Annotated in this window: 33 protein-coding genes, 1 pseudogene and 2 riboswitches; of the genes and pseudogenes, 27 read left to right on the plus strand and 7 right to left on the minus strand. The window is 39.9% G+C overall.

Translation table 11 applies throughout. The features are described from left to right. Positions 1–26: 26 nt before the first annotated feature. The gene (locus tag ACJROX_RS16725; RefSeq protein WP_408006346.1) at positions 27–386 is read right to left on the minus strand and encodes an SDR family oxidoreductase; all 360 of its coding nucleotides are present in this window, start codon (positions 384–386) and stop codon (positions 27–29) included. A 771-nt stretch (positions 387–1,157) separates the two neighbouring features. Here ACJROX_RS16725 and ACJROX_RS16730 point away from each other — a divergent pair. Further along, positions 1,158–1,415, plus strand: a pseudogene (locus tag ACJROX_RS16730) (putative quinol monooxygenase); the annotation flags it as partial. Positions 1,416–1,543: 128 nt separating this feature from the next. Then, a complete protein-coding gene (locus tag ACJROX_RS16735) occupies positions 1,544–1,780 on the plus strand; it encodes a DUF6429 family protein (RefSeq protein WP_408006347.1) in 237 nt (78 codons plus the stop codon). A gap of 419 nt (positions 1,781–2,199) precedes the next feature. Here ACJROX_RS16735 and ACJROX_RS16740 read toward each other — a convergent pair whose 3' ends face one another. Beyond that, positions 2,200–2,502, minus strand: a complete 303-nt coding sequence (locus ACJROX_RS16740; RefSeq protein ID WP_408006348.1) for a hypothetical protein — start codon at positions 2,500–2,502, stop codon at positions 2,200–2,202. Between the two features lie 332 nt (positions 2,503–2,834). Here ACJROX_RS16740 and ACJROX_RS16745 point away from each other — a divergent pair, with 332 nt between their 5' ends. After that, positions 2,835–3,347: a PCYCGC motif-containing (lipo)protein gene (locus ACJROX_RS16745; RefSeq protein WP_408006349.1), complete on the plus strand. Its 513-nt coding sequence runs from the start codon at positions 2,835–2,837 to the stop codon at positions 3,345–3,347. 50 nt (positions 3,348–3,397) lie between these two features. Here ACJROX_RS16745 and ACJROX_RS16750 read toward each other — a convergent pair whose 3' ends face one another. Then, a complete protein-coding gene (locus ACJROX_RS16750; protein WP_408011689.1) occupies positions 3,398–3,589 on the minus strand; it encodes an IS3 family transposase in 192 nt (63 codons plus the stop codon). After that, positions 3,570–4,094 carry a DDE-type integrase/transposase/recombinase gene (locus ACJROX_RS16755; protein WP_408006350.1) on the minus strand — a complete coding sequence of 175 codons (525 nt, stop codon included), beginning with the start codon at positions 4,092–4,094 and terminating at the stop codon, positions 3,570–3,572. Before ACJROX_RS16755 ends, ACJROX_RS16750 begins: the two co-directional genes overlap by 20 nt. 207 nt (positions 4,095–4,301) lie before the next feature. Next, a riboswitch (cobalamin riboswitch) is annotated at positions 4,302–4,484 on the plus strand. A 125-nt stretch (positions 4,485–4,609) separates the two neighbouring features. Here ACJROX_RS16755 and ACJROX_RS16760 point away from each other — a divergent pair. From ACJROX_RS16760 to ACJROX_RS16860, 21 genes are all read left to right on the plus strand, one after another. Continuing rightward, positions 4,610–5,584, plus strand: coding sequence for an ABC transporter substrate-binding protein (locus ACJROX_RS16760; protein ID WP_408006351.1), 975 nt, complete (start codon positions 4,610–4,612; stop codon positions 5,582–5,584). Beyond that, a complete protein-coding gene (locus tag ACJROX_RS16765) occupies positions 5,547–6,608 on the plus strand; it encodes a FecCD family ABC transporter permease (RefSeq protein ID WP_408006352.1) in 1,062 nt (353 codons plus the stop codon). Before ACJROX_RS16760 ends, ACJROX_RS16765 begins: the two co-directional genes overlap by 38 nt. Next, positions 6,609–8,078, plus strand: a complete 1,470-nt coding sequence (locus tag ACJROX_RS16770) for an adenosylcobinamide amidohydrolase (RefSeq protein ID WP_408006353.1) — start codon at positions 6,609–6,611, stop codon at positions 8,076–8,078. It abuts the gene before it with no gap. Beyond that, a complete protein-coding gene (gene cbiB, locus ACJROX_RS16775) occupies positions 8,030–9,040 on the plus strand; it encodes an adenosylcobinamide-phosphate synthase CbiB (RefSeq protein WP_408006354.1) in 1,011 nt (336 codons plus the stop codon). The genes ACJROX_RS16770 and cbiB overlap by 49 nt, the downstream gene beginning before the upstream one ends. Further along, positions 9,015–10,094, plus strand: a complete 1,080-nt coding sequence (gene cobD / locus ACJROX_RS16780; RefSeq protein ID WP_408006355.1) for a threonine-phosphate decarboxylase CobD — start codon at positions 9,015–9,017, stop codon at positions 10,092–10,094. Before cbiB ends, cobD begins: the two co-directional genes overlap by 26 nt. Continuing rightward, on the plus strand, positions 10,073–10,633 hold the full coding sequence (locus ACJROX_RS16785) for a bifunctional adenosylcobinamide kinase/adenosylcobinamide-phosphate guanylyltransferase (RefSeq protein ID WP_408006356.1): 561 nt from the start codon (positions 10,073–10,075) through the stop codon (positions 10,631–10,633). Before cobD ends, ACJROX_RS16785 begins: the two co-directional genes overlap by 22 nt. Continuing rightward, positions 10,633–12,135, plus strand: a complete 1,503-nt coding sequence (locus ACJROX_RS16790) for a cobyric acid synthase (RefSeq protein ID WP_408006357.1) — start codon at positions 10,633–10,635, stop codon at positions 12,133–12,135. Before ACJROX_RS16785 ends, ACJROX_RS16790 begins: the two co-directional genes overlap by 1 nt. Continuing rightward, a complete protein-coding gene (gene cobS / locus ACJROX_RS16795; protein WP_408006358.1) occupies positions 12,136–12,927 on the plus strand; it encodes an adenosylcobinamide-GDP ribazoletransferase in 792 nt (263 codons plus the stop codon). Beyond that, entirely contained in the window at positions 12,885–13,502 is a 618-nt protein-coding gene (locus ACJROX_RS16800) for a histidine phosphatase family protein (RefSeq protein ID WP_408006359.1), read from the plus strand. The genes cobS and ACJROX_RS16800 overlap by 43 nt, the downstream gene beginning before the upstream one ends. Beyond that, a complete protein-coding gene (locus tag ACJROX_RS16805) occupies positions 13,454–13,894 on the plus strand; it encodes a bifunctional adenosylcobinamide kinase/adenosylcobinamide-phosphate guanylyltransferase (protein WP_408006360.1) in 441 nt (146 codons plus the stop codon). The genes ACJROX_RS16800 and ACJROX_RS16805 overlap by 49 nt, the downstream gene beginning before the upstream one ends. A gap of 12 nt (positions 13,895–13,906) precedes the next feature. Further along, a complete protein-coding gene (locus ACJROX_RS16810) occupies positions 13,907–14,494 on the plus strand; it encodes a cob(I)yrinic acid a,c-diamide adenosyltransferase (RefSeq protein ID WP_408006361.1) in 588 nt (195 codons plus the stop codon). After that, positions 14,491–14,982, plus strand: a complete 492-nt coding sequence (locus ACJROX_RS16815; RefSeq protein ID WP_408006362.1) for an ECF transporter S component — start codon at positions 14,491–14,493, stop codon at positions 14,980–14,982. Before ACJROX_RS16810 ends, ACJROX_RS16815 begins: the two co-directional genes overlap by 4 nt. After that, positions 14,979–15,689, plus strand: a complete 711-nt coding sequence (locus tag ACJROX_RS16820) for an ATP-binding protein (protein WP_408006363.1) — start codon at positions 14,979–14,981, stop codon at positions 15,687–15,689. The genes ACJROX_RS16815 and ACJROX_RS16820 overlap by 4 nt, the downstream gene beginning before the upstream one ends. Before the next feature lie 258 nt (positions 15,690–15,947). Then, the gene (locus ACJROX_RS16825) at positions 15,948–16,460 is read left to right on the plus strand and encodes a ribonuclease H-like YkuK family protein (protein WP_408011690.1); all 513 of its coding nucleotides are present in this window, start codon (positions 15,948–15,950) and stop codon (positions 16,458–16,460) included. A gap of 241 nt (positions 16,461–16,701) precedes the next feature. Further along, positions 16,702–17,844 (plus strand): processed acidic surface protein, encoded by a 1,143-nt coding sequence (locus ACJROX_RS16830; RefSeq protein ID WP_408006364.1) that lies wholly within the window; start codon positions 16,702–16,704, stop codon positions 17,842–17,844. After that, the gene (locus ACJROX_RS16835; RefSeq protein ID WP_408006365.1) at positions 17,845–18,498 is read left to right on the plus strand and encodes a class D sortase; all 654 of its coding nucleotides are present in this window, start codon (positions 17,845–17,847) and stop codon (positions 18,496–18,498) included. Positions 18,499–18,717: 219 nt separating this feature from the next. Next, positions 18,718–18,811, plus strand: a riboswitch (cyclic di-GMP riboswitch). Positions 18,812–18,888: 77 nt separating this feature from the next. Beyond that, entirely contained in the window at positions 18,889–19,029 is a 141-nt protein-coding gene (locus tag ACJROX_RS16840) for a hypothetical protein (protein ID WP_408006366.1), read from the plus strand. A 26-nt stretch (positions 19,030–19,055) separates the two neighbouring features. After that, entirely contained in the window at positions 19,056–19,367 is a 312-nt protein-coding gene (locus ACJROX_RS16845; protein ID WP_408011691.1) for a hypothetical protein, read from the plus strand. 30 nt (positions 19,368–19,397) lie between these two features. Further along, a complete protein-coding gene (locus ACJROX_RS16850) occupies positions 19,398–20,525 on the plus strand; it encodes a GspE/PulE family protein (protein WP_408011692.1) in 1,128 nt (375 codons plus the stop codon). Between the two features lie 31 nt (positions 20,526–20,556). Then, a complete protein-coding gene (locus ACJROX_RS16855; RefSeq protein ID WP_408006367.1) occupies positions 20,557–21,411 on the plus strand; it encodes a response regulator in 855 nt (284 codons plus the stop codon). 110 nt (positions 21,412–21,521) lie between these two features. Beyond that, positions 21,522–22,553 (plus strand): serine hydrolase domain-containing protein, encoded by a 1,032-nt coding sequence (locus ACJROX_RS16860; protein ID WP_408006368.1) that lies wholly within the window; start codon positions 21,522–21,524, stop codon positions 22,551–22,553. Between the two features lie 45 nt (positions 22,554–22,598). Here the strand turns inward: ACJROX_RS16860 and ACJROX_RS16865 are convergent, their stop codons facing one another. The 3 genes from ACJROX_RS16865 to ACJROX_RS16875 form a co-directional block, all read right to left on the minus strand. Further along, positions 22,599–22,904, minus strand: coding sequence for a hypothetical protein (locus tag ACJROX_RS16865; RefSeq protein WP_408006369.1), 306 nt, complete (start codon positions 22,902–22,904; stop codon positions 22,599–22,601). Positions 22,905–23,074: 170 nt separating this feature from the next. Further along, positions 23,075–23,218 carry a hypothetical protein gene (locus tag ACJROX_RS16870; protein WP_408006370.1) on the minus strand — a complete coding sequence of 48 codons (144 nt, stop codon included), beginning with the start codon at positions 23,216–23,218 and terminating at the stop codon, positions 23,075–23,077. A 46-nt stretch (positions 23,219–23,264) separates the two neighbouring features. Beyond that, positions 23,265–23,855 (minus strand): guanylate kinase, encoded by a 591-nt coding sequence (locus tag ACJROX_RS16875; RefSeq protein ID WP_408006371.1) that lies wholly within the window; start codon positions 23,853–23,855, stop codon positions 23,265–23,267. A gap of 174 nt (positions 23,856–24,029) precedes the next feature. Between ACJROX_RS16875 and ACJROX_RS16880 the strand changes: the two genes are divergently transcribed. The 3 genes from ACJROX_RS16880 (at position 24,030) to ACJROX_RS16890 (ending at position 25,832) form a co-directional block, all read left to right on the plus strand. Beyond that, positions 24,030–24,359 (plus strand): four-helix bundle copper-binding protein, encoded by a 330-nt coding sequence (locus tag ACJROX_RS16880; RefSeq protein WP_408006372.1) that lies wholly within the window; start codon positions 24,030–24,032, stop codon positions 24,357–24,359. After that, on the plus strand, positions 24,241–24,507 hold the full coding sequence (locus tag ACJROX_RS16885) for a hypothetical protein (protein WP_408011843.1): 267 nt from the start codon (positions 24,241–24,243) through the stop codon (positions 24,505–24,507). Before ACJROX_RS16880 ends, ACJROX_RS16885 begins: the two co-directional genes overlap by 119 nt. Before the next feature lie 116 nt (positions 24,508–24,623). Then, positions 24,624–25,832, plus strand: a complete 1,209-nt coding sequence (locus ACJROX_RS16890) for an MFS transporter (RefSeq protein ID WP_408006373.1) — start codon at positions 24,624–24,626, stop codon at positions 25,830–25,832. Positions 25,833–25,861 lie beyond the last annotated feature (29 nt).

Below are 25,861 nucleotides of genomic sequence, written 5' to 3' on the forward strand. Positions count from 1 at the left end.
CGTTGTCTAATTACAATCTCATTAACTCATGTATCTTCAGGTTCATTAATAGCGAACGCAATTGAACGAGCCACACTATAAGGAGAAATGCTAGGATAATTTTGATACTCAGAGAGAATACCTGTATCTGTCATATCTGGTGAGATGTTGGTAATCCGGATATGTGAACTAGGTGACTCTTCTTGACGCAGACCTTCCGAAATAGCGCGGACTGCAAATTTGGTTGCACTGTATACAGCTGTATTTGGGATCACCTTATGACCCATAAGTGAGGAGATATTAATTATATGTCCTGATTGCTGTTCTCTCATTGTCGGCAAAACTGAGGCGATGCTATAAAGAACACCTTTAATGTTTACATTAATCATTTGGTCCCTTGGATACATATTGATAGGGAGTCTATCTTTAATAGCAGCATTAGCAGTATCTGATTCTCCAACTTACGGCGGTGAGATTTCTTAAGGTTTAGGGAAGGAAATGGAAGGGCATAATTAAGTTTTCTTAATTCAACAAACGGGGGCTTATCTAAAATAGGGTAAGTTTCCTTTATATGAAATTTATGATTGAGTTAGATCAATAAATTTGAAATAATTGGTATTGAATGAATGATCAGATAATTATTAACGTGGAGGTGAAATTTATTAAGAAAAATGGGATATACACTTTTATCGATTACTTCCTTTCTTCTTACGCTACTTCTTATCATATTGTATTTTAAGGGCATCGATCCTGGGCAAGATGAATTCTTTATCCCACTAGTGATCATAGGAATTATCACCACCATATACTCCATACCAAAGATCGAGAACCACAAAATAACAAAAACGTTATTTGGTATTGTTATAGCCATTTTAATTATACTGTTTTTAGCGATGGCTATCTTTTCTTTCTTGATGCATAAAATCTAAATTCGGCATTATTCATTGGATGTATCATACTCAACAAACTTTGAGAGAATTTCATAATGCTTAATTTACTAATGAAGCAGATTGTTAAGGCTTTCACTTCAATTAATGGGCAAGATAGTGATAGAAGGCAATATTATTTATATAAATGAAAGAAACAGGAAAAATCAATAAATTCAATAATGAAGGAGAAGATATATGAGTAAATTTGGATTGTATGGTAAGTTCACAGTTAAATAAGGTGAACGTGACACATTAGTTAATATTCTTTTAGAGGCAGCAGGATCTATGCAGAATTTGGATGAATGCGAGATATATCTAGTAAATATATCTGATGAGGAACCAAATTCTGTATTTGTTTATGAAGTGTGGAGCAATGAAAATGCACATCAAGCATCGTTATCACTTGAAACTACTCAAACATTAATTAGACGTGCGAAACCAAACATGACAGGAATGGAGAGAATCAGTACCTTGAAACCAAAGGGAAGAAAGGGCATTTTAAACTGATTTTTATTAAACAAACGGTGGCGCTTATGAAGTGATTAATAATGAGAGATTAAACTTTATTATTCGGCGCTATATAACACTAACGGCTTAATCTATAATAGTGGTAAAAAGTAAGGGAGTTTTTTAATATGAAAGACCAAATTGACGAACTTACATTATTGCTATTGTATTTAACTTCATTTAAAGATGATTATGGTTTAGGAGAAGCACAGAGGAGTTGGAAGGGTTATCCTTTTGAATCATTGAATGAATTAAATGAAGATAAATATATTGTTGGTAGCAAACGTTCAAAATCTGTTTATTTAACTGATGGTGGTATTAAACAAGCACAAGAGCTTTTGAAAAAATATAATATTGTAGATTAACAGTGAAAATTCCCTCTTAGTTGCCTATTTATTTATGGTAGGTGAAATAACAGTCCTAAGTCAGATGTGGACTAAAAATTATGTGATCTTTCATTTTCACAAAAGATAAATGGACAATCGTCAAGAACAAGAAAAAGAGTTTGGTTTCAAGCTCTTTTTCTTGTGAATTTATTTTTCAAATTATTTTGTGACACATTACGTTATTTGGGCTGTGATATACGTGACGAAGTTGGTTTTTGCCCCTCAAAATACAACCCGGCATCCTGTTGGAGATTTTTATTCTTAGATATTCTTCAGTGCAACTCCATTCGGATCTTCTGACTCCTTTTCATCTAGATTCGTTATTTGAACTACTTCAAGGCCTGTCTTATCACCAATTGAAGTTTCGATGGAATTAATATCTTTGTGAAAGAGATACGTCAAATCGTTTTAAGGCCATTTCGATTCGTTGATATTCGCATTTTTTGGATAGAAGAAGTATCGTTCCTCTGGTAAATGACATCCTCATGCGTTTGTAGTTCAATGGAAAATCCATAGGGAGATAATAAGAACGTTCGTCTTTCACCGATTTTCACACCCCAGTCCATTTTACTAGCTCGATCACAAATAGCATCATGCTCATCCTTGGTGATCAGAAAGCCAATGTGGTCGAAACTAGGTCGTTTACCATATCCAAACGTCACATTTACTTTACCTTTTTTCATCTCAATAGTTCTGAACATGATGTCTTTGTCTCTAAAATCTTCCCATCTCAGATGTGGATTGAAACTGGAACTCACCGTCAAGCTATCCAATTCGTTGAGAAACGCGAAATCCTAATTTAGCATAGTAGTTTTCCATGCTTTCTATAAGTGGTGTCCAATAGTGAAAGTGAAATAGCACCGAACTCACTCCTTTTAGCTTTATCCCTTCTAATTTTATTCTAATTTATGGGGCTAAAAATCCTTCATAAGTAGAAATTTTTCTCATCCAAAAGTTTGAAACTGTAAAATCGACTGTCACAAAGATAAAACATTTTTTTCCCCTCAATTGAAAAGATAGTGTTATGATAGACGTGAAAATACACAATGGAGTGAACATGGAAATGAAAAAATTCAGCAGTTTATTCTTGGTATTAATCCTTAGCATCCCGCTTTTAGGTGCCTGTTCTGATGAAGAACACGAGGACCATGAAGGCTCGCATCAAGCATCAAATGGCGATTTACGGCAACGAACGGAATCAGCAGAAGTGGTTCCAACATTCTTGGATGACAAATCTGAAGATATGCAAAATATATACAGAGCTGCAGCCATGCATCAGGAGCTCCTTGAAAACATACCTTGCTATTGCGGTTGCGGGGAATCAGCTAACCATAAAAGCAACTACGATTGTTTCATACATGAGAACAAGAAAGATGATTCGCTTGTATGGGATGATCATGCAACAAGGTGTAAAGCATGCCTGGATATTGCTGTGAAGTCGATGTTGGAATATAAAGACGGAAAATCGATCAAAGAAATCCGTACCATGATTGATGAACAATACAAGGATGGATTCGGTGAACCGACTCCTACACCTGAATTGTAAAAAGCCCCTGATCTGGACTTACCCCTGTCAAGTGGACAGTAGAGAAAAAACTATGCAGCCAGTGTGGACCGATACTCTATTGGAGCACACTGGTTTAATCGTTTTGGGAATCGTTTGTGGTTGTAAAAGTTAATGTATTCTTCAAGTGTTTGCTTGAGTTCTTCAGCTGTTTTACACTGAGTGAAATAAGAGGTTTCCACTTTGAGATGTAAAAAGAACGACTCAATACAAGCATTGTCGATGTAGTTTCCTTTGCGAGAGTGGCTGCCGACCCATGCTCATGTTCTCAATGTGGTTACTGTAGTGTTTAGACGTGTATTGGAACCCTTGATCTGAATGGATCATGGCTCCTCTCACGTCTCTTTCTTTTTTTAGAGACGCTACTGTATTGATGACAAGAGGTAAGTCATTTCGATGCGACAACTCCCAAGCTACAATTTCATTGTTAAATAAATCTTGGATCGCAGAAAAGTGATAGAATCGATCTCCTACTCGAATGTATGTAATGTCCGTTACGTAAACTTTGTTCGGTTTATCCACTTTAAATTCTCTCTTTAGTCGGTTTGGATAAACTACCGAAGGTTGCTGACCAAAATATGTTCTCTTTTTTCGTATAGTCGATTTGATCTCCAATTCTTTCATGAGTCTATACACCTTTTTATGATTAACTTGAAAGCCCTTCTTTCTCAGAGCAACCTTAAGTCTAGGCTTACCATAGAAGGGATATTTTCGGTGAATAGCTATCAAGTGTTCTTTTACATATAACAGATCAAGGGGTTTTTATTTTTAGGCTCTGTTAAATCTTGAGCGAGGAGGTTTGCGGATCGCCCTCGGAAAGGGAGTGAATTTCGCAGATATCAACACAGAACCTATTTTCATAATGAAATTTATTTTCAGAAAGACCTTGCGTATAGCCGGCGATTGTAGTGTATAATCAAACATAGCGGAAAATTTCATACATATAACAGAGTTGGTGTCTTTTTAAACGAAGACTTGAAAGGGAAGTTGGTTAGATTCCAACGCGGTCCCGCCACTGTAATTGAGAGTTCACTGCAAAATGCCACTGTATATCGTACGGGAAGGCGTAATGAGCGATGATCATGAGCCAGGAGACCTGCCAACACCTGTATGCACTGAAAACCTACGCGGATAGGGGGTGTGTCAATCGGTAGATTTCTAAATTTAAAATCTATTTCTCGGCATCTCCATGTTCTATGTGGAGATGTTTTTTTATTCCATCAATCAAAAGGAGGCTTTTTTAAATGAACAAGTTACTATCGCTCATACTCATGTTAATATTATCAATCGGATTGGTAGCTGGATGTGGAGATGACAAAACGCCAGCTAATGAAAACACTTCTAATGAAGGAAGTGAAGAAAGTAATCAGGGTGGTGAGGCATATCCATTAACCATAAAGGATGCCCTTGATGAAGAAGTCGTCATAGATGAACAGCCTGAAAGGATCGTTTCGCTTATCCCTAGTAACACGGAAATAGCCTATGAATTAGGCCTTGGCGAAGAAATTGTAGGGGTCTCAGACTTCGATAATTATCCAGAGGATACGGCAGACAAAGAAAAAATCGGCGGTCAGGAGCTGAATATTGAAAAGATCATTTCTCTTAAACCTGATTTAGTATTAGCCCATGCATCAAGTGCACATAATTCAACTGAAGGATTACAGCAATTGAAAGATGCAGGTATCCCAGTACTTGTGGTAAATGAAGCTCAAAACTTCGATCAAGTTTATGAATCTATTGAAATGATCGGGAAAGCAGCTGGAAAACAACAAGAAGCAGGTCAAATCGTAAGTGAAATGAAAGAAGAAATAGAAGCAATTAAAGAAAAAGCCCAAAGTATTTCAGAAAAAAAATCCGTGTTCATAGAGGTTTCTCCTGCACCAGATATATATACTCCAGGAAAAAATACATTCATGGATGAAATGTTATCCATCATCAATGCAGAAAATGCAGCAGGTGATTTAGAGGGTTGGGCAAAAATCGATCAAGAAGCAGTTGTCGAGAAAAATCCGGATGTCATTATCACGACGTATGGCTATTATACTGAAAATGCAGCAGAACAAGTTTTGTCAAGAGACGGATGGAAAGATATAACGGCTATAAAAGAAAAACAAGTCTATGACGTTCATTCAGATCTTGTAGCCCGCTCAGGGCCTAGACTTGTTGAAGGAGTAGAAGAAGTTGCAAAGGCGGTTTATCCAGAAACGTTTAATAAATAATAGAATACTAGCATATCTATCTGCAATTACTTTTCTATTCATTTCAATCATTTTAGGTATTTCAGTCGGGACCGTTTCTGTTCCTGCCTCTATGATCATTCAAATAGTAGGTCATGAAATTTTTCCGTTCTTAACGATCCCTTCGATCGACGCGATGTACACAAGCATTGTCATGGATATCCGGCTTCCAAGAGTAATTCTTGCCGGCCTTGTAGGTGCTGCCCTCGCTATAGCGGGTGCAGCCTTCCAAGGTCTTTTAAGGAACCCTCTAGCCGACCCATACACGCTAGGTGTATCATCAGGTGCATCTGTAGGGGCTGTCATTACGCTTTTTTTCCAACTATCGATTCCATTCATCGGGTCTTTTACACTGCCTTTGTTGAGCATTCTCTTTTCCTTTATCACGATTTTCCTTGTCATCAGTTTTGCGCGAAAAATCGAACGTTCTATGAAAGTGGAGACCATCATTTTGACAGGTATCATCTTCAGCTCCTTTCTTGGAGCGCTCATCTCCCTCATGATTGCGTTGACAGGAGATGAATTGAGGCAAATCATCGGATGGCTATTAGGAAGTGTTTCCATGAGAGGGTGGGAATACATAAAGATCATATTGCCATTCTTCATAATTGGTTCAGCTATTCTTTTAATAAATGCAAATGAATTGAATGCGATGTCATTCGGTGAAGAAAGGGCTCATCATCTTGGAGTGAATGTTCAACAAAGAAAGTTGATTGTGTTGACTGCTGGTTCGATATTGACGGGAGCAGCAGTAGCAGTTTCAGGGACGATTGGATTTGTCGGATTGGTCATTCCACATTTGACAAGGTTGTTATGGGGGCCGGACCATAAACATTTATTGCCATTGTCGATTTTAACAGGAAGCGGGTTCTTGATACTTGCAGATCTTGTTGCAAGGACAGTGATTTCACCAACTGAGCTTCCGATCGGTGTTATTACAGCTCTAGTAGGAGCACCTGTATTTGGACTGATTTTAATCAAACGAAGGACGGAAAGAAGTGGTTGAATGCTAAACGTAGAAAACTTATCAGGCGGATATGGCGATACGAACATTTTGAAAGAGATATCCTTTAAAGTGGAAAAAGGGGAAATGTTTGGTGTCCTAGGTCCAAATGGGAGTGGAAAGACCACCTTGCTGAAAATGATCAGTGGAATCCTTTGCTTCCAACAAGGAACGGTTTCCGTCAAAGAAAGGCCTATAGAAAGTTACTCATCAAAAGAATTGGCGAAAATCATTGCAGTCCTTCCGCAGCACTCTGATCAAGGATTTTCTTATTCTGTAAAAGAAACGGTTTCTCTAGGAAGGTATGCACATCAAAAAGGCTGGTTCCAGTCGTGGAGCATAGAAGATGAATCCATCGTCCAAAAAGTGATGGAACAAACAGGGATTACAGAATTTCAGGATAAAAATATCCAGTCTCTTTCGGGCGGGGAACGTCAACGAGTATTTTTAGCTCAAGCTTTAGCGCAAGAACCTGATATCTTATTGTTGGATGAACCGACGAATCACTTGGATCTTTCCTTTCAGAAAGAGCTGTTGGACTTGTTGAAACAGTGGACAGAGGAACGGGGATTGACGGTCATATCAATTTTCCATGATTTGAACCTGGCAGGACTGTATTGTGATCGGCTGTTGTTATTGGAAAAGGGTGTCATCAATATCCAGCATACGCCGAATGAAGTCTTGCTGCAGGAACGGATCCAGACCGTTTATCGAACAACGATCGAAAAGCAGCCTCATCCGACAGTTCCCGCACCCCAAATGGTTCTGCTTCCGAAAAAGTCGTCCAATAAGCGGGATGGAGTCCATGTCGACTCCTCATTCGTTACCATATCCGATGAACGAATCGTATTACGCACTCCAATTCCATTAAAAACGATGTCTTCCGGTGTAGTCGGATCTGGAACAGGCTGGCATCAGATTTTTATCAACAGGCATGTCAGCCTTGATTACGATTGCAGCGACCACAAGCAAGAAATGGTTCAATATTTGAAAAAGCATGGATTTGAGCCTTCTGATACTGTGGGGATGATGACAGCAGTCCAGTTGAAAGATGGAGCATTACGTCCTTATGAAACAGATGGATTTTCCATTTTCGTCATCATAACAGCCGGAGTAGGAAACGCCATCGACGCCTCTAAAAGTTATCTGCATGACTTTCAGATGCAGCCAGGAACCATCAATACATGGATATTCGTAAATGGTGAAATGACAGAAGAAGCCTTCATCCAAAGCATGATGACAGCCACAGAGGCTAAAGTCAAGGTGTTGCATGACCAAGGGGTGACAGATAAAGTAAGCGGAACATTAGCAACAGGGACGTCCACTGACAGTATTTTGATCGCTGCTACCCAAACTGGAAAAAAGCTTGAATTTGCAGGTACGATCACACCACTTGGGAAACTGATCAGTAAAGCAGTGTACGAATGTACGAAAGAAGCGATTCAAAACTACGAAAAAAGGAAACAGTCATGATTCTCTCTCACTTGTACGCAATTACACTTGCATTTGTTATCGATGCACTTGTCGGTGATCCCCCTGAGTGGCCTCATCCCGTCCGATGGATTGGAAGATTGGTAGCCTATTTGGACACAAAAATGAATAAGGGATCGATCCGATTGCAAAAAGGTGTTATCATGCTCCTTTTTGTTATATTGACGGTCGGCGCTACCACTACCCTGTTGGTATGGTTCTCTTATCAAGTAAATCCATATATAGGTGTAACGATAGAGGGTGTGCTCATCTCGACAACCATTGCCAGAAAGAGCTTGAAACAGGCTGCGATGGAGGTTCATCAACCACTTGTACAAGGCAATATCAACAAAGCACGTAAAAAGCTTTCATACATAGTCGGCCGTGATACTAAAACATTGGATGAGGGAGAAATCACTCGTGGAACTGTTGAAACAGTTGCTGAAAATACAAGTGATGGAATAACCGCACCTTTGTTCTGGGCACTGATTGGCGGTGCTCCTTTCGCGATGGTCTACAGGGCTGTCAACACCTGCGACTCGATGGTTGGATACCGGAATGAAAGATATCAACGATTCGGGTGGGCTTCTGCCAGGATGGATGATATCGTCAACTGGATTCCGAGCAGATTCACTGCTTTTGTCATGTTGATTTGCAATAAACCAAAACATCACACCAGAATAACGTCCTGGGGGGTGTTGATCCGTGATGCGAAAAAGCATCCCAGTCCGAACAGTGGTTGGGGCGAAGCGGCTGTAGCAGCGTTGCTAGGTGTTTCACTTGGCGGTGCTAATTATTATGGCGGGACCATATCCCGACGGGCTGTCATTGGTGATACGGTCGTACCTTTGACAAAAGATCATATTATAGATGCAAATAACATCATGGAAAAAACACTTTTAGGATTTTTGTTAGTTTTATGGTTAGGAGGGACTTTGTTTGAATTGGCCATCTCATGGTTCTAATCCAAAATATCTTTTTGAAGCTCTCGATTTACCAATCCCCAAGAGATTGATAGACTTCAGTGCCAACATCAACCCGCTTGGTCCGCCACCTGAATTGGAAGCACGGTGGATGGATATTTTCAATAGGATCACAGATTATCCTGACCCTGATGCCTCGGAACTTAAAAAATATATATCGGAAATTGAACAAGTCGATCCACAAACGATCTTAATTGGAAATGGTGGTGCAGATCTGATCAGTCTCGTATCAAGGATGTTAAGCGGTAAAAACGTTTTGATCATTCATCCTACATTCTCAGAATATGAGAAAAACTGCAGTATAAACGAATGCAAGATCCACTATCACCAACTTGATGCACCCGGCTGGGAATTGGATGTGAAAGCACTTCGAAATAAACTCGATGGAATAGATGCCCTTTTTCTATGTAATCCGAACAATCCTACTGGCGTCCAATATCAGTCTGAAGCAATCATGGAACTTCTTAAAGCCAGTAAAGAAGCCGAGTGTCTATTCATATTGGATGAAGCCTTTTATGACATGCTGTCAAACTATCAGCCGATCATCCCGTTTGTGGAGGAATTCCGGAACCTGATCATCATCCGTTCGATGACGAAGATGTTTGCGATACCGGGCCTGAGATTAGGATATATGATCGCTCATCCGGAAGTCATCCGACGAATAGGGGGCTACCAGACACATTGGAGTGTAAACGTCCCTGCACTGGCTGCTGGGGAAATCTGTTTACAGAACCGGTCTTTTATGGTCGAAACAAGGAATTACATAATCGAGGAACGTCATAAACTGTTTACGTTTTTCAGCAATGAACGATATGTGCACTCACCCTCTGAAGTTAATTTTTATTTATTAAAAGATACAGATACTGAAGATCAGTTATCGCTGCTCCGTTATCTATTGACACATGGAATCGTACCAAGACACACGTTCAATTTTCCTGGATTGGATGGAAGATGGCTTCGTTTTGGAATCAAACAATCATCTGAAAATGATCGGTTGATCGAGGTGTTGAAGCAATGGAGAAAACACCATCTATGATTTTCATTACTGGCGGAGTACGCAGCGGCAAAAGTAGTTTTGCCGAAAAGATGGCTACGGAAAGAGCGATTGCCAGTAATGGAACGCTCAATTACATCGCGACAGGGTTACGTTCTGACCTGGAGATGGAAAGGCGTATTGAAAAGCATCGACAGGATAGACAACAATCTGACCAGATAGGGAAGACATGGGAACAACCCAGGAATATTGGAAAACTCGCTGAAAACTTTACTTCCAGGGATATCTTGCTTTTGGATTGTTTGACCACCCTCTTGAATAATGAACTCTTTGACGTGGACGCAGTTCCCGATAACATGTTGATTGATTCCATCATAGACGGAATCGGACAGTTAAAAGAGAACTGCCATTCACTGATCATCGTCAGCAACGAAATTTTAAACGAACCGATACAGAATAACGAACTTGTCTTGACTTACAAAAAGACGTTAGGGATCTTGCACCAACATATCGTCTCAAATGCAAATCAGGCATTTTTGGTCGAGTCTGGTGTGCCGATTTTAATGAAAGAGGTGACTTAATGAAGGGAATCATGATTCAGGGAACAGCTTCAGACGTAGGGAAGAGTTTGATTGCAACAGGGTTATGCCGTTTACTCGCGAATGAAGGCTGGAAGGTTACCCCATTCAAATCACAAAACATGTCAAATAATTCATATGTCACCATTAATGGTGAAGAAATCGGCAGGGCTCAGGGGGTTCAGGCTGAAGCATCGAAAGCAGAAGCCTCTGTTTGGATGAATCCGATCTTGTTGAAACCACGATCTGATCAGCAGTCAGAAATCGTCCTTCTTGGAAAAAGCTTTGAAACAATGTCCGGGATTGGTTATCGGGATCAGTTTTATGAAAAAGGAATTGAAGTAATCCGCTCCTCCCTTGAATATTTGGAAGGACACTTTGATATTGTGGTTATTGAAGGTGCAGGAAGTCCTGTTGAGATCAATCTGAAAGACCGTGAACTTGTCAACATGAAAGTTGCTGAGATGGCGGATGTACCCGTGCTGTTGGTCGCAGACATCGATCGAGGAGGGATCTTCGCCAGTATTATCGGAACACTTGAGTTACTAGCACCCGAGGAACGGAAAAGAGTCCGAGGATTGATCATCAATAAATTCCGAGGAGATATAGGCTTGTTCAGAGATGGTATTCAATGGCTTGAGGAACGGACTGGAATACCTGTTCTAGGTGTACTGCCCTATATCCATCATCACGGGATCGATGGGGAAGACTCCTTATCCTTGCAGGAGCAAATGAACAAACACCAAGGTAGTGAGATCGATCTAGCCGTCATATATCTCCCCTATGTTTCCAACTATAGTGACCTGGAACCGTTCACATATGAACCGGATGTATCCGTACGATGGATCAAACATATATCTGAGTTCGGGAACCCTGATGCAGTCATCATTCCAGGCACGAAGAGTACAATCAATGACTTGCAGTATTTGAAGGACACTGGCCTCGATGGTCTTATAAAAGATTTTGCAGAAAAAGGCGGCATCCTTATCGGGATTTGCGGAGGCTACCAAATGTTAGGTGAATCCATCATTGATGAAGCTGGGACAGATACCGGCGTGATTGGCAAAAAAGTTAAAGGACTGGGCCTTATACCTTCGGAAACGGTATTCCATCCGGTCAAAGAGACGATCAGGGTCAAAGGCTCTATTAACTCCAATTCCATCAACGTAAACTTACATGTCAATGGTTATGAAATCCACTTAGGGAAGACGGTCCATTTCAAAAAGGATCAATTTTTCATCCAGCTCGAAAATGGCCAAACTGATGGGTACTGCAATAGTGAGGGAACAGTTATCGGAACGTACCTGCATCATCTGTTCCATAATGATGGCTGGAGGAATGCATGGTTGAACTTTATTCGTGAAAAGAAAGGAATAGAAAAGAGGATTCCTATTTATGCTGCTGATTTAAAGGAAGATCGGTATAATGCCCTGGCTGCACACTTGAGAGAAAATATCGACTGTGATCTTTTGAGAACAATCATTTGTGACAAGGAGAAGGTATAGGTGAAGTATATAAAAGGCTTTATCATCAATCTGCAATTTTTCACGATGATACCTATACCGTTAGAGGTTCCAATGGATGAAGATCACCTGGAGAAAGCTGTAAGGACCTTCCCGTTGTTAGGCTTGTTTCAGGGCTTTATATATGCTTTTCTTGTCTATTTTCTCGTTCATTGGACACCCTTTTCAAGCCTTGCTATCGCATTTTTCCTTTGGCTTGTGATGATCCTTCTGACGGGCGGAATTCATCTTGATGGCTGGATGGACGCGAGTGATGCCTATTTTTCATATCGCAGTATCGAAAAACGCCTGGAAATCATGAAGGATCCGAGAGTAGGAGCATTCGGGGTTCTTTCTGTCATCATTTTATTAAGCACTAAATTTTTATTCATTTATGAAATTGTAACAACGCTTACTTTGACATCCTATTTAGCGATCGCTTTCCTGCCAGTCTTAAGTAAAAGCCTGATGGGAATTCTTCTTATAATGGTGGAACCTGCTAAGGAAGAGGGACTCGCACATCATTTCAGAAATGCTGCGGTCTCCTCTTTGTTCGGGATTTATTCCGTGTATATGCTGTTGATCATCGGAGCCCTTTCGTTGGTGGATATGAGAACTCTCCTGACTTTCATGATCATGCTTATCGTCGCGGTGATGGGTTTCGCTTTCTTACACACCAAAGTAGGTAAGTGGTTTGGCGGCATTACAGGGGATGTTTTAGGTGCATCTGTCGAAGGAGTTGAATTGATGTTATGGATGACGTTATGGTTATTGCATTATTCCGTCATGCTCTAACCGAAGAGAATAAACGAAGGGGGTATCTTGGTTGGTCCGACTCGCCTTTATGTCTCGATGAGGCCAGATCCATCCTGCCATTGACCCGGTCATATAACCTTCTTTTCTCAAGTGATTCCGGAAGATGCGTCCATACCGCAGAACTCCTGTTTCCAAACAAAGCAAAGATAAGTTTATACGAATTACGAGAGATGAACTTTGGGGAGTGGGAAGGGAAGACCTATTCTGACTTGAGAGGTCATACCGAATACGAAAATTGGTTGAAGGATCCTGGTAATCATTCTCCCCCACAGGGTGAACATTTTACAGAATTCCGAGATCGAGTCCATGCTGGATGGGGGAGAGTGTTGAAACATATGATGCATGACAGGGCTTCACGGGCTGCGGTCGTGACACATGGAGGCGTGATCAGATTATTATTGAGTGATTTTGCCCCAATCAAGAAGGAGTTCTGGGAATGGAATGTACCACATGGATATGGATTTGAGCTTATCTTTAAAAAGGAAATGCTTAGGAGGGGTGGACGATGCACTTCATTACAGGAGGTGCCTTTAATGGCAAAAAAGCATGGGTGAAAAACTATTACCGAATTGAAAGACACCTGGATTATCAATGGGTATCGTCCTATGAAAATGAAAATTTGCCGGAAGATCTCTCGCCCTTCAGAAAAAAACTTCTGTTCCTTGAAGGGATTGAACTTTGGGTCAAGGGAATCCTCCTTAAAACGGATGTCGAGGAATGCAGAAGAAGATGGGATGAAAAATTGGCCAAATGGCAGTGTTGGGAAGACGCGGCCCCCGAAAACAAGGTCATACTGATCGGGACGGATATATCGAAAGGGATAGTCCCTTTGGAAAAAGATGAACGTGCATGGCGGGATGTAACAGGATGGTGTTACCAGGATACGACCCAGATAGCTGATCGGGTCGATTTGGTCTGGTATGGAATCAATCAACAAATCAAATAGGAGGAGTTAAACATGAGAATCTACACACGAACAGGCGATAAAGGACAAACTAGCTTGATTGGAGGAAGAGTAGATAAAGACGATGTGAGGGTAGAAGCTTATGGGACGGTTGATGAAGTGAATTGCTTCGTCGGCCAAGCCATGACAGAATTGGATTCGGCTATTTTTCAAGATGTTCTCGGAGACCTTGAAAAAATCCAGCATGAATTATTTGACTGCGGTGGAGACTTAGCGAACGTTTCAAAAAAACGGGAAATGAAGCTGACAAAAGAATCGATCACTTACTTGGAGGAAAGAATCGATGTATTCATTGAAGAAGCCCCTGATTTGGAAAGGTTCATTCTACCAGGCGGTTCCAAACCTGCTGCCTCAATCCACATTGCAAGAACAGTTACGAGAAGAGCAGAACGGTTCGCTGTACGATTGATGAAAACTGAACAAGATGTTCCAGAAATTCCTCTGCAATTCTTGAATCGTTTATCTGATTACTTTTTCGCGCTTAGCCGTGTCATCAACTTTCGTATGAATGTAAAAGATGTGGAGTACGTTCGAAGTGCAAAGGTTTTCAGGAGCGGTAAGAGGAAGAGTGAGGAGAAATGACCAGTAAGAAGATCAGCTTATCAGGGCTTTTCACCGGGCTTTCTGTTGTAGGGGCTTCCATTAAGATCCCTGCAATCATAGGAAGTATCGCACTTGACGTCTTTCCGGCATTAGTGGCTGCCGTAATGGTAGGGCGTTTGACAGGAGCGATTGTGGCTGCTGTTGGACATATCGTTTCCTCAATACTTGCCGGAATGCCTTTAGGTCCGTTTCATTTCATGATTGCTCTAGAAATGGGCTTTTTAGTATGGATATTCGCGATCCTTTATCAAAAAGGAAGAAGGATGTATGCTGGTTTGATTTTTATAATTGGAAATGCAATAGTCGCTCCTTTACCATTCATATACTTGATCAGTCAGTCTTTCTATGTCGCCATCGTACCATCCTTACTGATTGGTTCGATTATCAATGCTGTAATCACCTTCCTGCTTGTACATAGGTTCCACACCCTTATGATCAAGAACAACACGCAAGAGGTGGGAAGATGAGAAATGCGGTTATCGTTCCTTTTAATGAAGATGAAAATCTTATCATGACAAGTGATAATTGTGGAGCGATAGGAGAAAAAGATAGGGATAAGGTTGAAGTTCCATATGAGATCGTCTCCTATTATTCCTTTAGAGTTGCTGTGATGGAGTGTATGGCAGCTGGAGGAGAACCAATATCCGTCAATTTACACAATTTCTGTGGTAATGAGGCGTGGAGATCACTCGTAAAAGGTGTAGAAAAAGGGTTATCAGAACTAGAAATGGACCAAGTTGTGATCACCGGAAGTACGGAAAGTAATTTTTCCATGGAGCAGTCTGCTATTGGAATTGTGGTGACGGGAAGAGGAGCACCTACTGAAATGGAAGTTCCATTTGAAGAGTTACAAGTTGCCGTTATAGGAAGTCCTTTAGTCGGTTCTGAAGTGATTGAACAGAATCAAAAGGTTGCTTCGTTATCTGTTTTTAAACGTCTTTTGCTATTAGACGATCTTTACGTTTGGCCAGTGGGTTCTAAAGGAATCCTACATGAGTTGTCACAAATGAATTCAAGATGGGTTTCACCTGATCTACATATAGATTCAGATCTTGATTTGACTAAATCCGCAGGACCTTCTACATGCTTAATTGTATTATATCCCCCTGAACTTGATTCCCACATAAGAGATATAACCGGTATCCTATACCATCCTTTGATTGTACGGACCTGAATCATTACTATTTGGTTCAGGTTTTTTTGATTCCTTCTTCCGGAATTCCCGCATAATACTCCTGTTAAATTCATTTATTAAAACAGAGGACCTCTTGACTTGTTCACTCATTGAATGAGTAAGGAATAGTATAGTATAAGTAAATTAAAAACCACCTACAATAAATAATATAGGGCATGTCAGGTTATTTTAATAGGACAAGAAAACGACAAAAGGAGATGGATGCAAGTGAATGGCAGTTTCTTTGCAGACCAGCCAATGGCGTTTAAAAACCTTACCTATCCATATTTGACTTTTGAAGATGTATTTCAACACATCGTGACCTTTATGAAAAAAGAACCGATGGGTAACTATAAACTTATGATCGGAACGGATTCACATGTCTATCAGAATGAGACGATCTTCATTACCGGATTAGTTATACAAAGAGTAGGAAGAGGAGCATGGGCCAGTTACCGGAAGTTACGATACCCTGAAGCAATCCGTAACCTGCACCAAAAGATTTCAATTGAAACTTCTTTAACGGAAGAAGTTGCTTACCTGTTCAGCGAAGATTTGAAGAACAGGCTGGTCCATATCGTCTTACCCCATGTTTACAAAGGCTCAAGTTTCACCATGGAAGGGCACTTGGACATCGGGAAAGGAAAACGTAATAAAACAAGGGAGTTCGTCGCAGAAATGGTCGCGAGGATCGAAGCGCATGGGATAGAAGCAAAAATCAAGCCAGAGTCTCTGGTTGCCTCAAGTTATGCCAATCGATATACAAAGTGAGAAAGTGCCCATCAAAAAAGCTTGTACTTTAATAACATACTAATTTGTGGAATTATCGAAAACAGGTTCGAAAATACGGAGCTGTTTTTTTATTTTTCGCAAGTGCATAAAGCCCTATGAGGACAGTATTTTAATTCGTATTATCCGTGCCAATATTTGCCGAAAAATAAATCTATCTTTTTTTATTTTTCAAGATTATACTATTCTAGAAATTACTACATTTTCAGGGGGAAAGATCAAGTTGAAACGCATACTGTCTGCAATTTTTATTCTGGTTTTATGTGTTGCGGCAATACCACATTATGCTTCTGCTTCACCAGCAGAAAAAAACCTTCAAAACTATTTGGATCAAATAGGATGGACGAAAGAAGGACTAATAGAATATCTTGATTTCTATGAGATGGCACTGGAAGATTTCAAGGACATCGAGGAATTGAAAGACTTCTTAGGACCTGTCCTAACGGAAGAATTATTAAATGAGTTATTAAAAGAGCATGGATTGACGCTTGAAGAAGCAACTGAACTACTGGTTTCCAATGGTGAAATTGAAGAAGGAGAAGGAATTCTAGATGTCTATACTTTTGTAGATGACTTGGATAGTGATCTTTATTTCTTTTCAATGACTCCGATTACAGACGATAGCTTAAACGAACTCCTAAAACAATATGATATGACGAAAGAAGAATTGGAAGCTCTTTTAGCAGAGAATGAGGATGATCTTGCTAACTATGAAACAATCGAAGACCTTGAATTCATGCTTGAGTTCTATATCAACGGTCCAGAGGTCGATATGGCAGAGTTTGATGATCTTCTAAATCAAATCGGCTTTACAGAGGATGAATTCGAGAGATTATTCAATCACCTGGAAACAATAGACTATGAGGATCCTGCTTTTCTTGAGAGATTGGACAACCTTGCCAACCGTATGATGGCATTTGAAGAGTTTGACACAGTAGCAGAATTGACTGCTGAACAGATTGCAGAATTACTTGATATTTTCCACGAATTGATGGACTTATTTGAGCTAGATGTGAAATTTTATCTCGTAAAAGGAGATGAAGTAAAAGCAATTTCATTTAAGGCATTGATGGCCATGGAAGACTCTCAAGGGTACGACCTTCTTATTGAACTTTACAACAAGAATGGAGAATTTCTTGCTGATTTCCTCTTTACGGCAGATATGTTCGGTTCGGAGTTTGTAAAAGAAGTAGGAATTGATTTGAAACAAACAGAACAAGTCGTTCAAAAACCAGTTACCAAAACAGTAAAGGGTGCAAAACTTCCGAAAACAGCTTCAAATTACGTTGAAAATACAGCCGCTGGCTTATTCTCAGCGATGTTAGGGTTCATTATATACCGCCGTTATAAAGTGAAGAATACGTAAATGGCAAAGATGACAAGAGGAAGAATCAAGCAATTGATTCTTCTTTCCCTATGTATTGGACTGATTGTTGGCGGAATCGGGTTTTCGGGTACCAACGCCTATAAATTTCTAAAAGGTTACTTCTTATTTAAAACGGGGCAAGTTTCAACCGTAGAAGCTTCACCTGATAGTGAAATTCAGGAGTCAATAAAAGATTCCGAGCGAAATGTTAAGGAGAGCGTTCTATATCCTGAGAGACCTGAAAAGGGTGAACGGATCGGGGAGCTGATCATTCCGAAGCTTGAGGCGACATTACCAATCTATCATGGTACAGAGGAAGATGAATTAGAAATAGGGGTTGGTCATTTCGAAGGCAGTGTCCTGCCTGGAGAAAATGATAATTCAGTACTTGCTGGCCATCGGGATACCGTCTTTCGTAAATTAGGGGAGGTTGGCGTTAACGATATTTTGATCGTGAAGACTTCAGCCGGAGAGTTCACCTATAAAGTTCGAAAAGTGAGGATAGTGGATGAAGACGATCGTACCGTCATCGTTCCGAAACCCCGAGCTACGCTTACGGTCTCGACCTGTTATCCATTTGATTTTATCGGTGCTGCTCCAGAACGATATGTTCTTATTGCAGAACTGAAAGGAAAAACAAGCAAAAGCCGTTGACATTGTTCGACGGCTTTTTTGTGATTTTTATAAGGAAAATTACCTATATTGAATTGTCGGAATACCTTTAATTTCGAAATAATGGTTCTTTTCAACTATTTTGGAAATTAGTGATAACGCTCTATTTTTCCAAATATTTCTTTCAAGTTTAATTGAACCAAGTAACAAAAGGGTATTTTTTCCTAGACAAATTTTTCTTCTTTACACGAAAGCCAAGTGAATGAAAAAAGGCAAACCCGTTCGAAAGTCGGGGACGCAAAGCCGCGAATCTAAACCATCTTTACTAAGATGGCATGACCGTCGGGCCGTTCAAAATACTTGGCTTTTTATGTCTTTTTTTGGTGAATGAATTCGATTCTATCTATAGCTAATAAATTCAAGGAGGTCCATATGCGCATCGGTGAACTTTTGATCATGAATGGTTTGATATCCGAAGAACAACTGGAAAAAGCACTACAGCAACAGAAGCACTCGTTTAAAAAAATTGGTGAGATTCTCATAGAAGAAGAAATGATACTGAACGGCAATTAGTAGAGGCATTAGAATTCCAGCTAGGGATTCCTGTAATCAATATGGCTGAAGCTGCACCGAGCCGTGCAACCTTGCAACTGATTCATGAATCGGTTGCTAGGAAACATTGCATGATACCGATCGAACAAAAGGATGGAAGCGTAAAGGTAGCAATGGTGGACCCCTTGAATAAAGGGGCGATGAAAGATATACAAGTTGCTTCAGGAATGGTGGTCCAACCATGTCTGGCCACACGTAGCGAACTGGAGATGGCGATCATTGATCATTATGGTTTATTGGTTTCAGTAAAAGAATTATCCGAAATCATCGACTATGGTCTCCAGAAGGAATGCGAGTGATATTCATTTGATGCTGATAAAGAAGGTCTTATAGTTCGATATCGTATTAACTATATTCTTGAAAAACAAAAAACCATTCCAAAACAATTACAAGAAGCTGTCATTGGAAGAATAAAGACGATTTCGAATATGAACACCTCAGAACGGAAACCGCCACAGAGCGGATACATACATAAGAATTTTTACAATAATGACTTTGACATTCGGGTTTCAACTGTACCGACAATCGATGGAGAAAGTGTTGTCCTAAGTCTGATGAAGCATTCAGAAGACTTTTTCAAACTTGATGATTTCGGTTTTACTGAAAAGAACAAGCGTAAATTGGAGGATGCAATGGATCGGAGTAAAGGATTTATCTTGATTGCCGGTCCAGCAGTTAGCGGTAAAACAACGCAACTGTATTCCATCTTGAATCATATGAACATCGATAAACGGAAAATCGTATCAGTAGAGGGCCCTGTCGAGCGCAGAATCAACGGCATCATGCAAGTAGAGGTAAATGAATCTTTAGGCTTTACATTTTCAAATGGACTGAGGTCAATCATGAACCAAGACCCGAATATCGGCATGGTCATTGATGTGCCTGATGCTGAGACAGCAGAGGTTGCAACAAGAGTAGCACTCTCTGGCCGATTAGTGGTCGGCTCAATACACGGTTATGATACGATCCATACCATCAGACGCCTGTTGGATATGGGGATTGAACCATACCTGATTGCTTCATCACTATCATGCATCATCGGTCAAAGGCTGGTTCCACGCATTTGTGAACCGTGTGCGAAAAGCATGCCTGCTTCAGATGATGAGTCGAAGCTCTTTGAAATACATAATCTTATAGAGGTGTCAGATCAAAAGGAAAAAAGCAAAATCGGCAATTTCCGCTCCTTCGTCACAACGAATAAAAGTTCAAAAGTAGCAGTCGTAAAAGGGGACGGTTGTAAGTTATGTAACAATTCAGGCTTTAAAGGTTACATTGGCATCCATGAAGTTTTGAAAGTTGATGATGAACTGCGTGAATTAATCTTGAAAAAGAGCTCAATTGAAGAATTCAAAGAATATTTGAAGAAAAATGAATTCAAAACCATGCTTTATGATGGACTATCAAAAGCACGCGATGGAATTTCAACAGTAGATGAAGTCCTGAAAGCGGTCAATTGAAGCAAATCATTAAAATATAGGGGGAATGAGGATGTCTTTTAAATTTCTAGTTGTGGATGATACAAGCTTTATGCGTAAAATGGCGGCTGATTGCCTCAACCAGTATGGTCATATTGTAGCTGGAGAAGCAGTCAATGGAAAGGAAGCGGTACAAAAGTACAAAGCAATTCAACCGCAAGTGGTCATGATGGACCTTACAATGCCGGAAATGAATGGAATCGATGCGATTAAAGAAATCTTGAAGTTTGATGCGGAGGCAGTGATCCTTGTTTGTTCAGCAAGCAATCAAAAAGATATGATCAAGGAAGCGTTGGATGCTGGAGCAGTAGGATACTTGATGAAGCCATTCAAGCCCGAGTATATGAATGAAATCATCAAGAAATATGCTGAACCACATCTAGTAAAAATTAAAGAACCTGTGGAAGAAGAAAATGTGGAAGAGGTTGAACAAGTAGAAAAAGAAACTGAAAAAGTTAAGTTAGAGGATGCAACGTCTATTGAGGCTGAGGCTGCAGTCGAAGAAACAGAGGCACCAAATTCAGAAGCAGCAGTATCCCTGGATACGCCTGCAATGGAAAAAGTTGATCCTCCTGCTTCCTCAGCAGAGCCGGTGGATGAACATACAAGTGAAATAGCCAAGGAGCGAAAGCCATCCCGGAACAGTAAAATCAACTTTGTAACGAGTTACATGTGTAATTGGGAAGAAGAGATTCAAGGGGAAAAGAAACATTTCGCCTTCACTTATACAGAAAATGATCAAAACATCCGTTTAGAGATGATCGATGGAGCTAATGAAAAGCAAACGATCTGCCTATCCCTCGATGGTTTCCGTGACCTTCATGGATGGCTGGAACAACGAATCGAGGAAGGGAAAAGCATGTACTAAAGCAAAAACTACATCCACAACCGGGTGTAGTTTTTATTTTTCAAAAGGGAATTCCAATTTATTGTAGAATAGAACTGAGAACGATTTCTACTTACCAGGAGGCAGACATGATGGTTAAAAACGATATATTGATCGAATCCAAAATAAAACGAGTCATTGAAGACGAAGCATTTTCCGGCACGATCCATATGAAAAGGGACGAGGAAGATGCCATTCTTATGGCAGCAGGTTATGCCAACCGTGCAGAAGAATTAATGAATAAAGTGGATACAAGATTTGGGATCGCTTCTGGATGTAAACTTTTCACAGCTGTCGCAATTGGGCAACTGGTTGAAGAGGATGTGATCTCTTTTGAAAGTCGCTTGACAGACTGTCTCGATATTGAGTTTCCGAACTTTACTCCTAACGTAACGGTCCATCATCTTTTAACACATAGTGCCGGAATTCCCGATTATTTCGACGAAGCCGAAATGGACGATTTCGAGGATTTATGGAAACAGCAGCCAATGTATCTTTTGAGGGATTTGAAGGATTTTTTACCAATGTTCCAAGACAAGAATATGATGTTTAACCCAGGGGAGAAATTTCATTATAATAACGCAGGATTCATTCTATTAGGTTTAATCATTGAACAAAAGACGCAACTTCGATTTATCGATTATGTGAAAAGGAACATTTTCAAGCGATGTAAGATGTATGATTCAGGGTATTTCTCCTTGGATCAACTTCCTGAAAATACTGCTTCAGGGTATATCGATGAAGAGGATGGGACCTGGAGGACAAATACATATTCAATCCCGATAATAGGAGGGGCAGACGGTGGGGCTTATGTCAGTGGTCCGGATATGAACAGATTCTGGGAGGGTCTACTCAGCAATAAGCTGTTGAAAGAACCGACTAAAGATAGGTTGTTGAAACCACATATTCAGGTTAAACAAGATGTGTATTATGGATATGGCATTTGGATCAATAAAAGGGCAGAGGAGATATTCAAATATCACGTGATGGGATACGATCCGGGTGTCAGTTTTCATTCCGCAGTCTATCCAAACTCTGGGATCAGCCTCACGATTCCTTCTAATAAAAGTAATGGCCCTTTTAAAATCATGAAATTTCTTGAGGATGAATTGATCATCAAATAAAACATAAAAAAAGGACTGTAAATATTCAGTCCTCTTTCCGATTCTTCAATTCGATTTCTTCCGTTTTTCAATTTCCTCAGTGACAACATAGACTAGGTCTTCGTTACCAAACATTGATAAGACGCCTAGTAGAGTCTGATCTCCGATTTCGCCCGCTTCCTCTTTAGGTACTGTAAGCTCACATGCTTGTTCAAGCGCAGAATTCAAAGCTTGATGAGGATAGGCTTTTTTATAAAGTTCTTCAGGATCGAGATCATGATTAACACACCACTGTGCAAATACAAGAATCATCATCTGTTCATCACGTTGATAATTCTCGATGATCTTCTCCTGCATCTCTTTTGAATTCATATTTATTCCCCTCTGTTATTCATATATGGCTCATTATAACGAAGAATCTTGCCTATATATACACCTTTTTATTTTTTACGTTCAAAATGTAACTAACGACCGGTAAAAAAAGATAAAGCGTATCCTAAAAGCTTTAGGACACGCTTTATTTAAGAACATTCACTTATTACTTAATCCCTATTCAAAAATTCAATGAACTCCCGCACGATCTCAAGATCCCCTGTAATCAATAGGGCAGGGAGGAGCATGATGAATCCAAATACTGCAAGGTTTGAAAGTACAATGATTCTGAACGCCTTTTTGAAAGCTTTCATTGCTTTCACTTCCTTACTAAAAGTTGTAAACCTTCCTATTTTACTTTTAATACTCGGATTCGATATAATCCCTGTTCAAATATGATTCGACCAATTCACTGATCTGATAGGACACTTGAGGTAGGTCATAATTTTCAAAGGCATGTTCACATACATTTTTATAATTCATCGTTTCATCATAATGTGTCATATGACGGCGGATAGCAGCAGCATCATCTTGGCGTTCTTGCTGTCTTTTGATGACTGTATCCCGATCGGCATAGATGAAAATCCTGATCACATTCTCACCGTACATGTGTTTCAATTTATCCGCACCTTCAGGATTTAAAGCAAGATAGACTAATTTATGATCTTTGAAAGTGTCAATAATATCCTTTTCCCGTATACCGTAGCGGAAACCATCAATTTCGACACTTTCGAGGAATTCATTTTGCTGATGCATTGTCTGGAAAGTTTCTTCGCTTACAAAATGATAGTCTTTTCCATCAACTTCATAATGTCTGCAGTTCCTTGTCGTATATGATATTACCGTTTCCATATCAAAAACAGTAGCGACCATCTTCGCTAACGTTTTTCGGCCTGAACCGTCCGGCCCTGTATAAATGAATATTTTTTCATCGTCTTTTACTTGGTACATATAAAACCTCCTTTTTAAATGTTAGAAATTTCAGTTATTTTCATTATAACATATTTATGATTTCTAAACTGCCAATCTTTACAAATTTTTAAATCCTTTAATGAATTTTTGTTTAACTGAAAAAACATATAGGGTATTGCACAACTGTACAGAAAAATTCAAAGGAGGCTAATTATGTCACATGAGAAGTACCAGTCCTTGATTAATACCTTACATGAATGTATGGTAGCTTGTAATCACTGTTATGACGCATGCTTAAGGGAAGATGACGTTAAAATGATGGTGGATTGCATCCGCCTGGACAGAGAATGTGCAGATATGTGTGCATTTCTAGAACAAGCACTAGGAAGAGGAACTCCTTTTACAACAGAATTAGTAAAAGCATGTGCAGACATTTGTGAAGCATGTGGAAATGAATGTAAGAAGCATGATCATGACCATTGTCAAAAATGCGCAGATGCATGCTTCAAATGTGCAGATGCATGCAGAAATCATGCCGCATGATCAAATTACAGACTTCGCTGATACATTAGTGTCTGGCCATTGCAGTTTTATACCGATGTTTATAGTTGCATCTCAAGACTCCGGACACTTTGCCTTCGGTATATTACAGACAGGGACGTACTATAAAGTTCCTGTCTTTTTCATTTGATTCATTCAGAACGTTCTGTCATATAGAAAGTGAATATTTATATATAATTAAGCAAAAAATGTTGAGGTGCAATACATTGTCTAATAAACCATGTAAAAACTGATGGAGACTAAAAAATGAATGAGAATAAGTTTGCTCTGTTGGCTTTAGCCTCGATTCCCCTGATGATGACATTAGGGAATTCTATGTTTATCCCCGTCCTTCCAGTCATCGAGAGGGAGATCAATATTTCGGCTTTCCAATCAAGTCTGATCATCACCATTTACTCCATAATCGCCATCATTCTCATCCCGATTGCAGGGTATCTATCCGATCACTTCGGTCGGAAGAAAATCATCATTCCGAGCTTGATTCTCGTCGGGATAGGAGGCATTGTTTGTGGATGGGCATCCATTTCCGCAGACAATCCATACCCATGGATCTTATTTGGTCGGTTTATACAAGGAGCTGGGGCTGCAGGTGCATTTCCAGTAGTTATTCCAACTGTGGGGGACCTATTTAAAAACGAAGAAGAAGTAAGTGCTGGCCTTGGTCTTATCGAAACTTCAAATACTTTTGGGAAAGTTCTCAGCCCGATTTTAGGAGCTGCCTTAGCAATTTGGGTTTGGTATATTCCTTTTTGGTCGGTTCCACTGTTTTCAGCTATCGCTGTCATCTTGATGTTACTTTTTGTCAAAGCTCCAACGGAAGAAAGTGAACCTCAACCGTTCAACGCTTTTGTAAAAACGATCAAGCAGAGCTTCAAAAAAAATGGCCACTGGTTATACGGGGTTTTCATGATTGGCGGCATCAATATGTTTGTTGTCTTCGGGTTCCTCATTTATTTGTCATCTTCTTTAGAAATCAAGTATGAAATTGCAGGGGTTCTTAAAGGTGTGTACTTAGCGATTCCACTTCTTGCACTTTGTGTCGCTTCCTATTTGACAGGGAAAATGATCGGTAAGGACAAACGAATTATGGACCGTTTGATTTTTATCGGAAATTTAGTTTCTACGATAGCTTTATTTTTATTGTTGTTCACAAACTCCTTATTGATGATCATTTTATTTCTGTCTGTATCAGGATTGGGAATCGGGATCAGTTTGCCATGTTTAGATGCATTGATTACAGAAGGTAGTGAAAAAGAGGAGAGAGGAACGATCACCTCTTTTTATAGCAGTATGCGTTTTATAGGGGTGGCTGCTGGTCCGCCTGCCATTTCTCTATTATTAAAAGCGTCTGAGAAACTGGTCTTCATCACGCTTTCTTCAGTTAGTGTATTGGCAATCGCTATCACGATATTCGCTTTAATTCGGAAAACTGCAACGGTTGGTGAACATATATAAAATAGGAGCTGCCAAGGTGTTAATCCTTA

This window comes from Pseudalkalibacillus sp. A8 (assembly GCF_045920555.1).
GTDB lineage: Bacteria > Bacillota > Bacilli > Bacillales > Fictibacillaceae > Pseudalkalibacillus.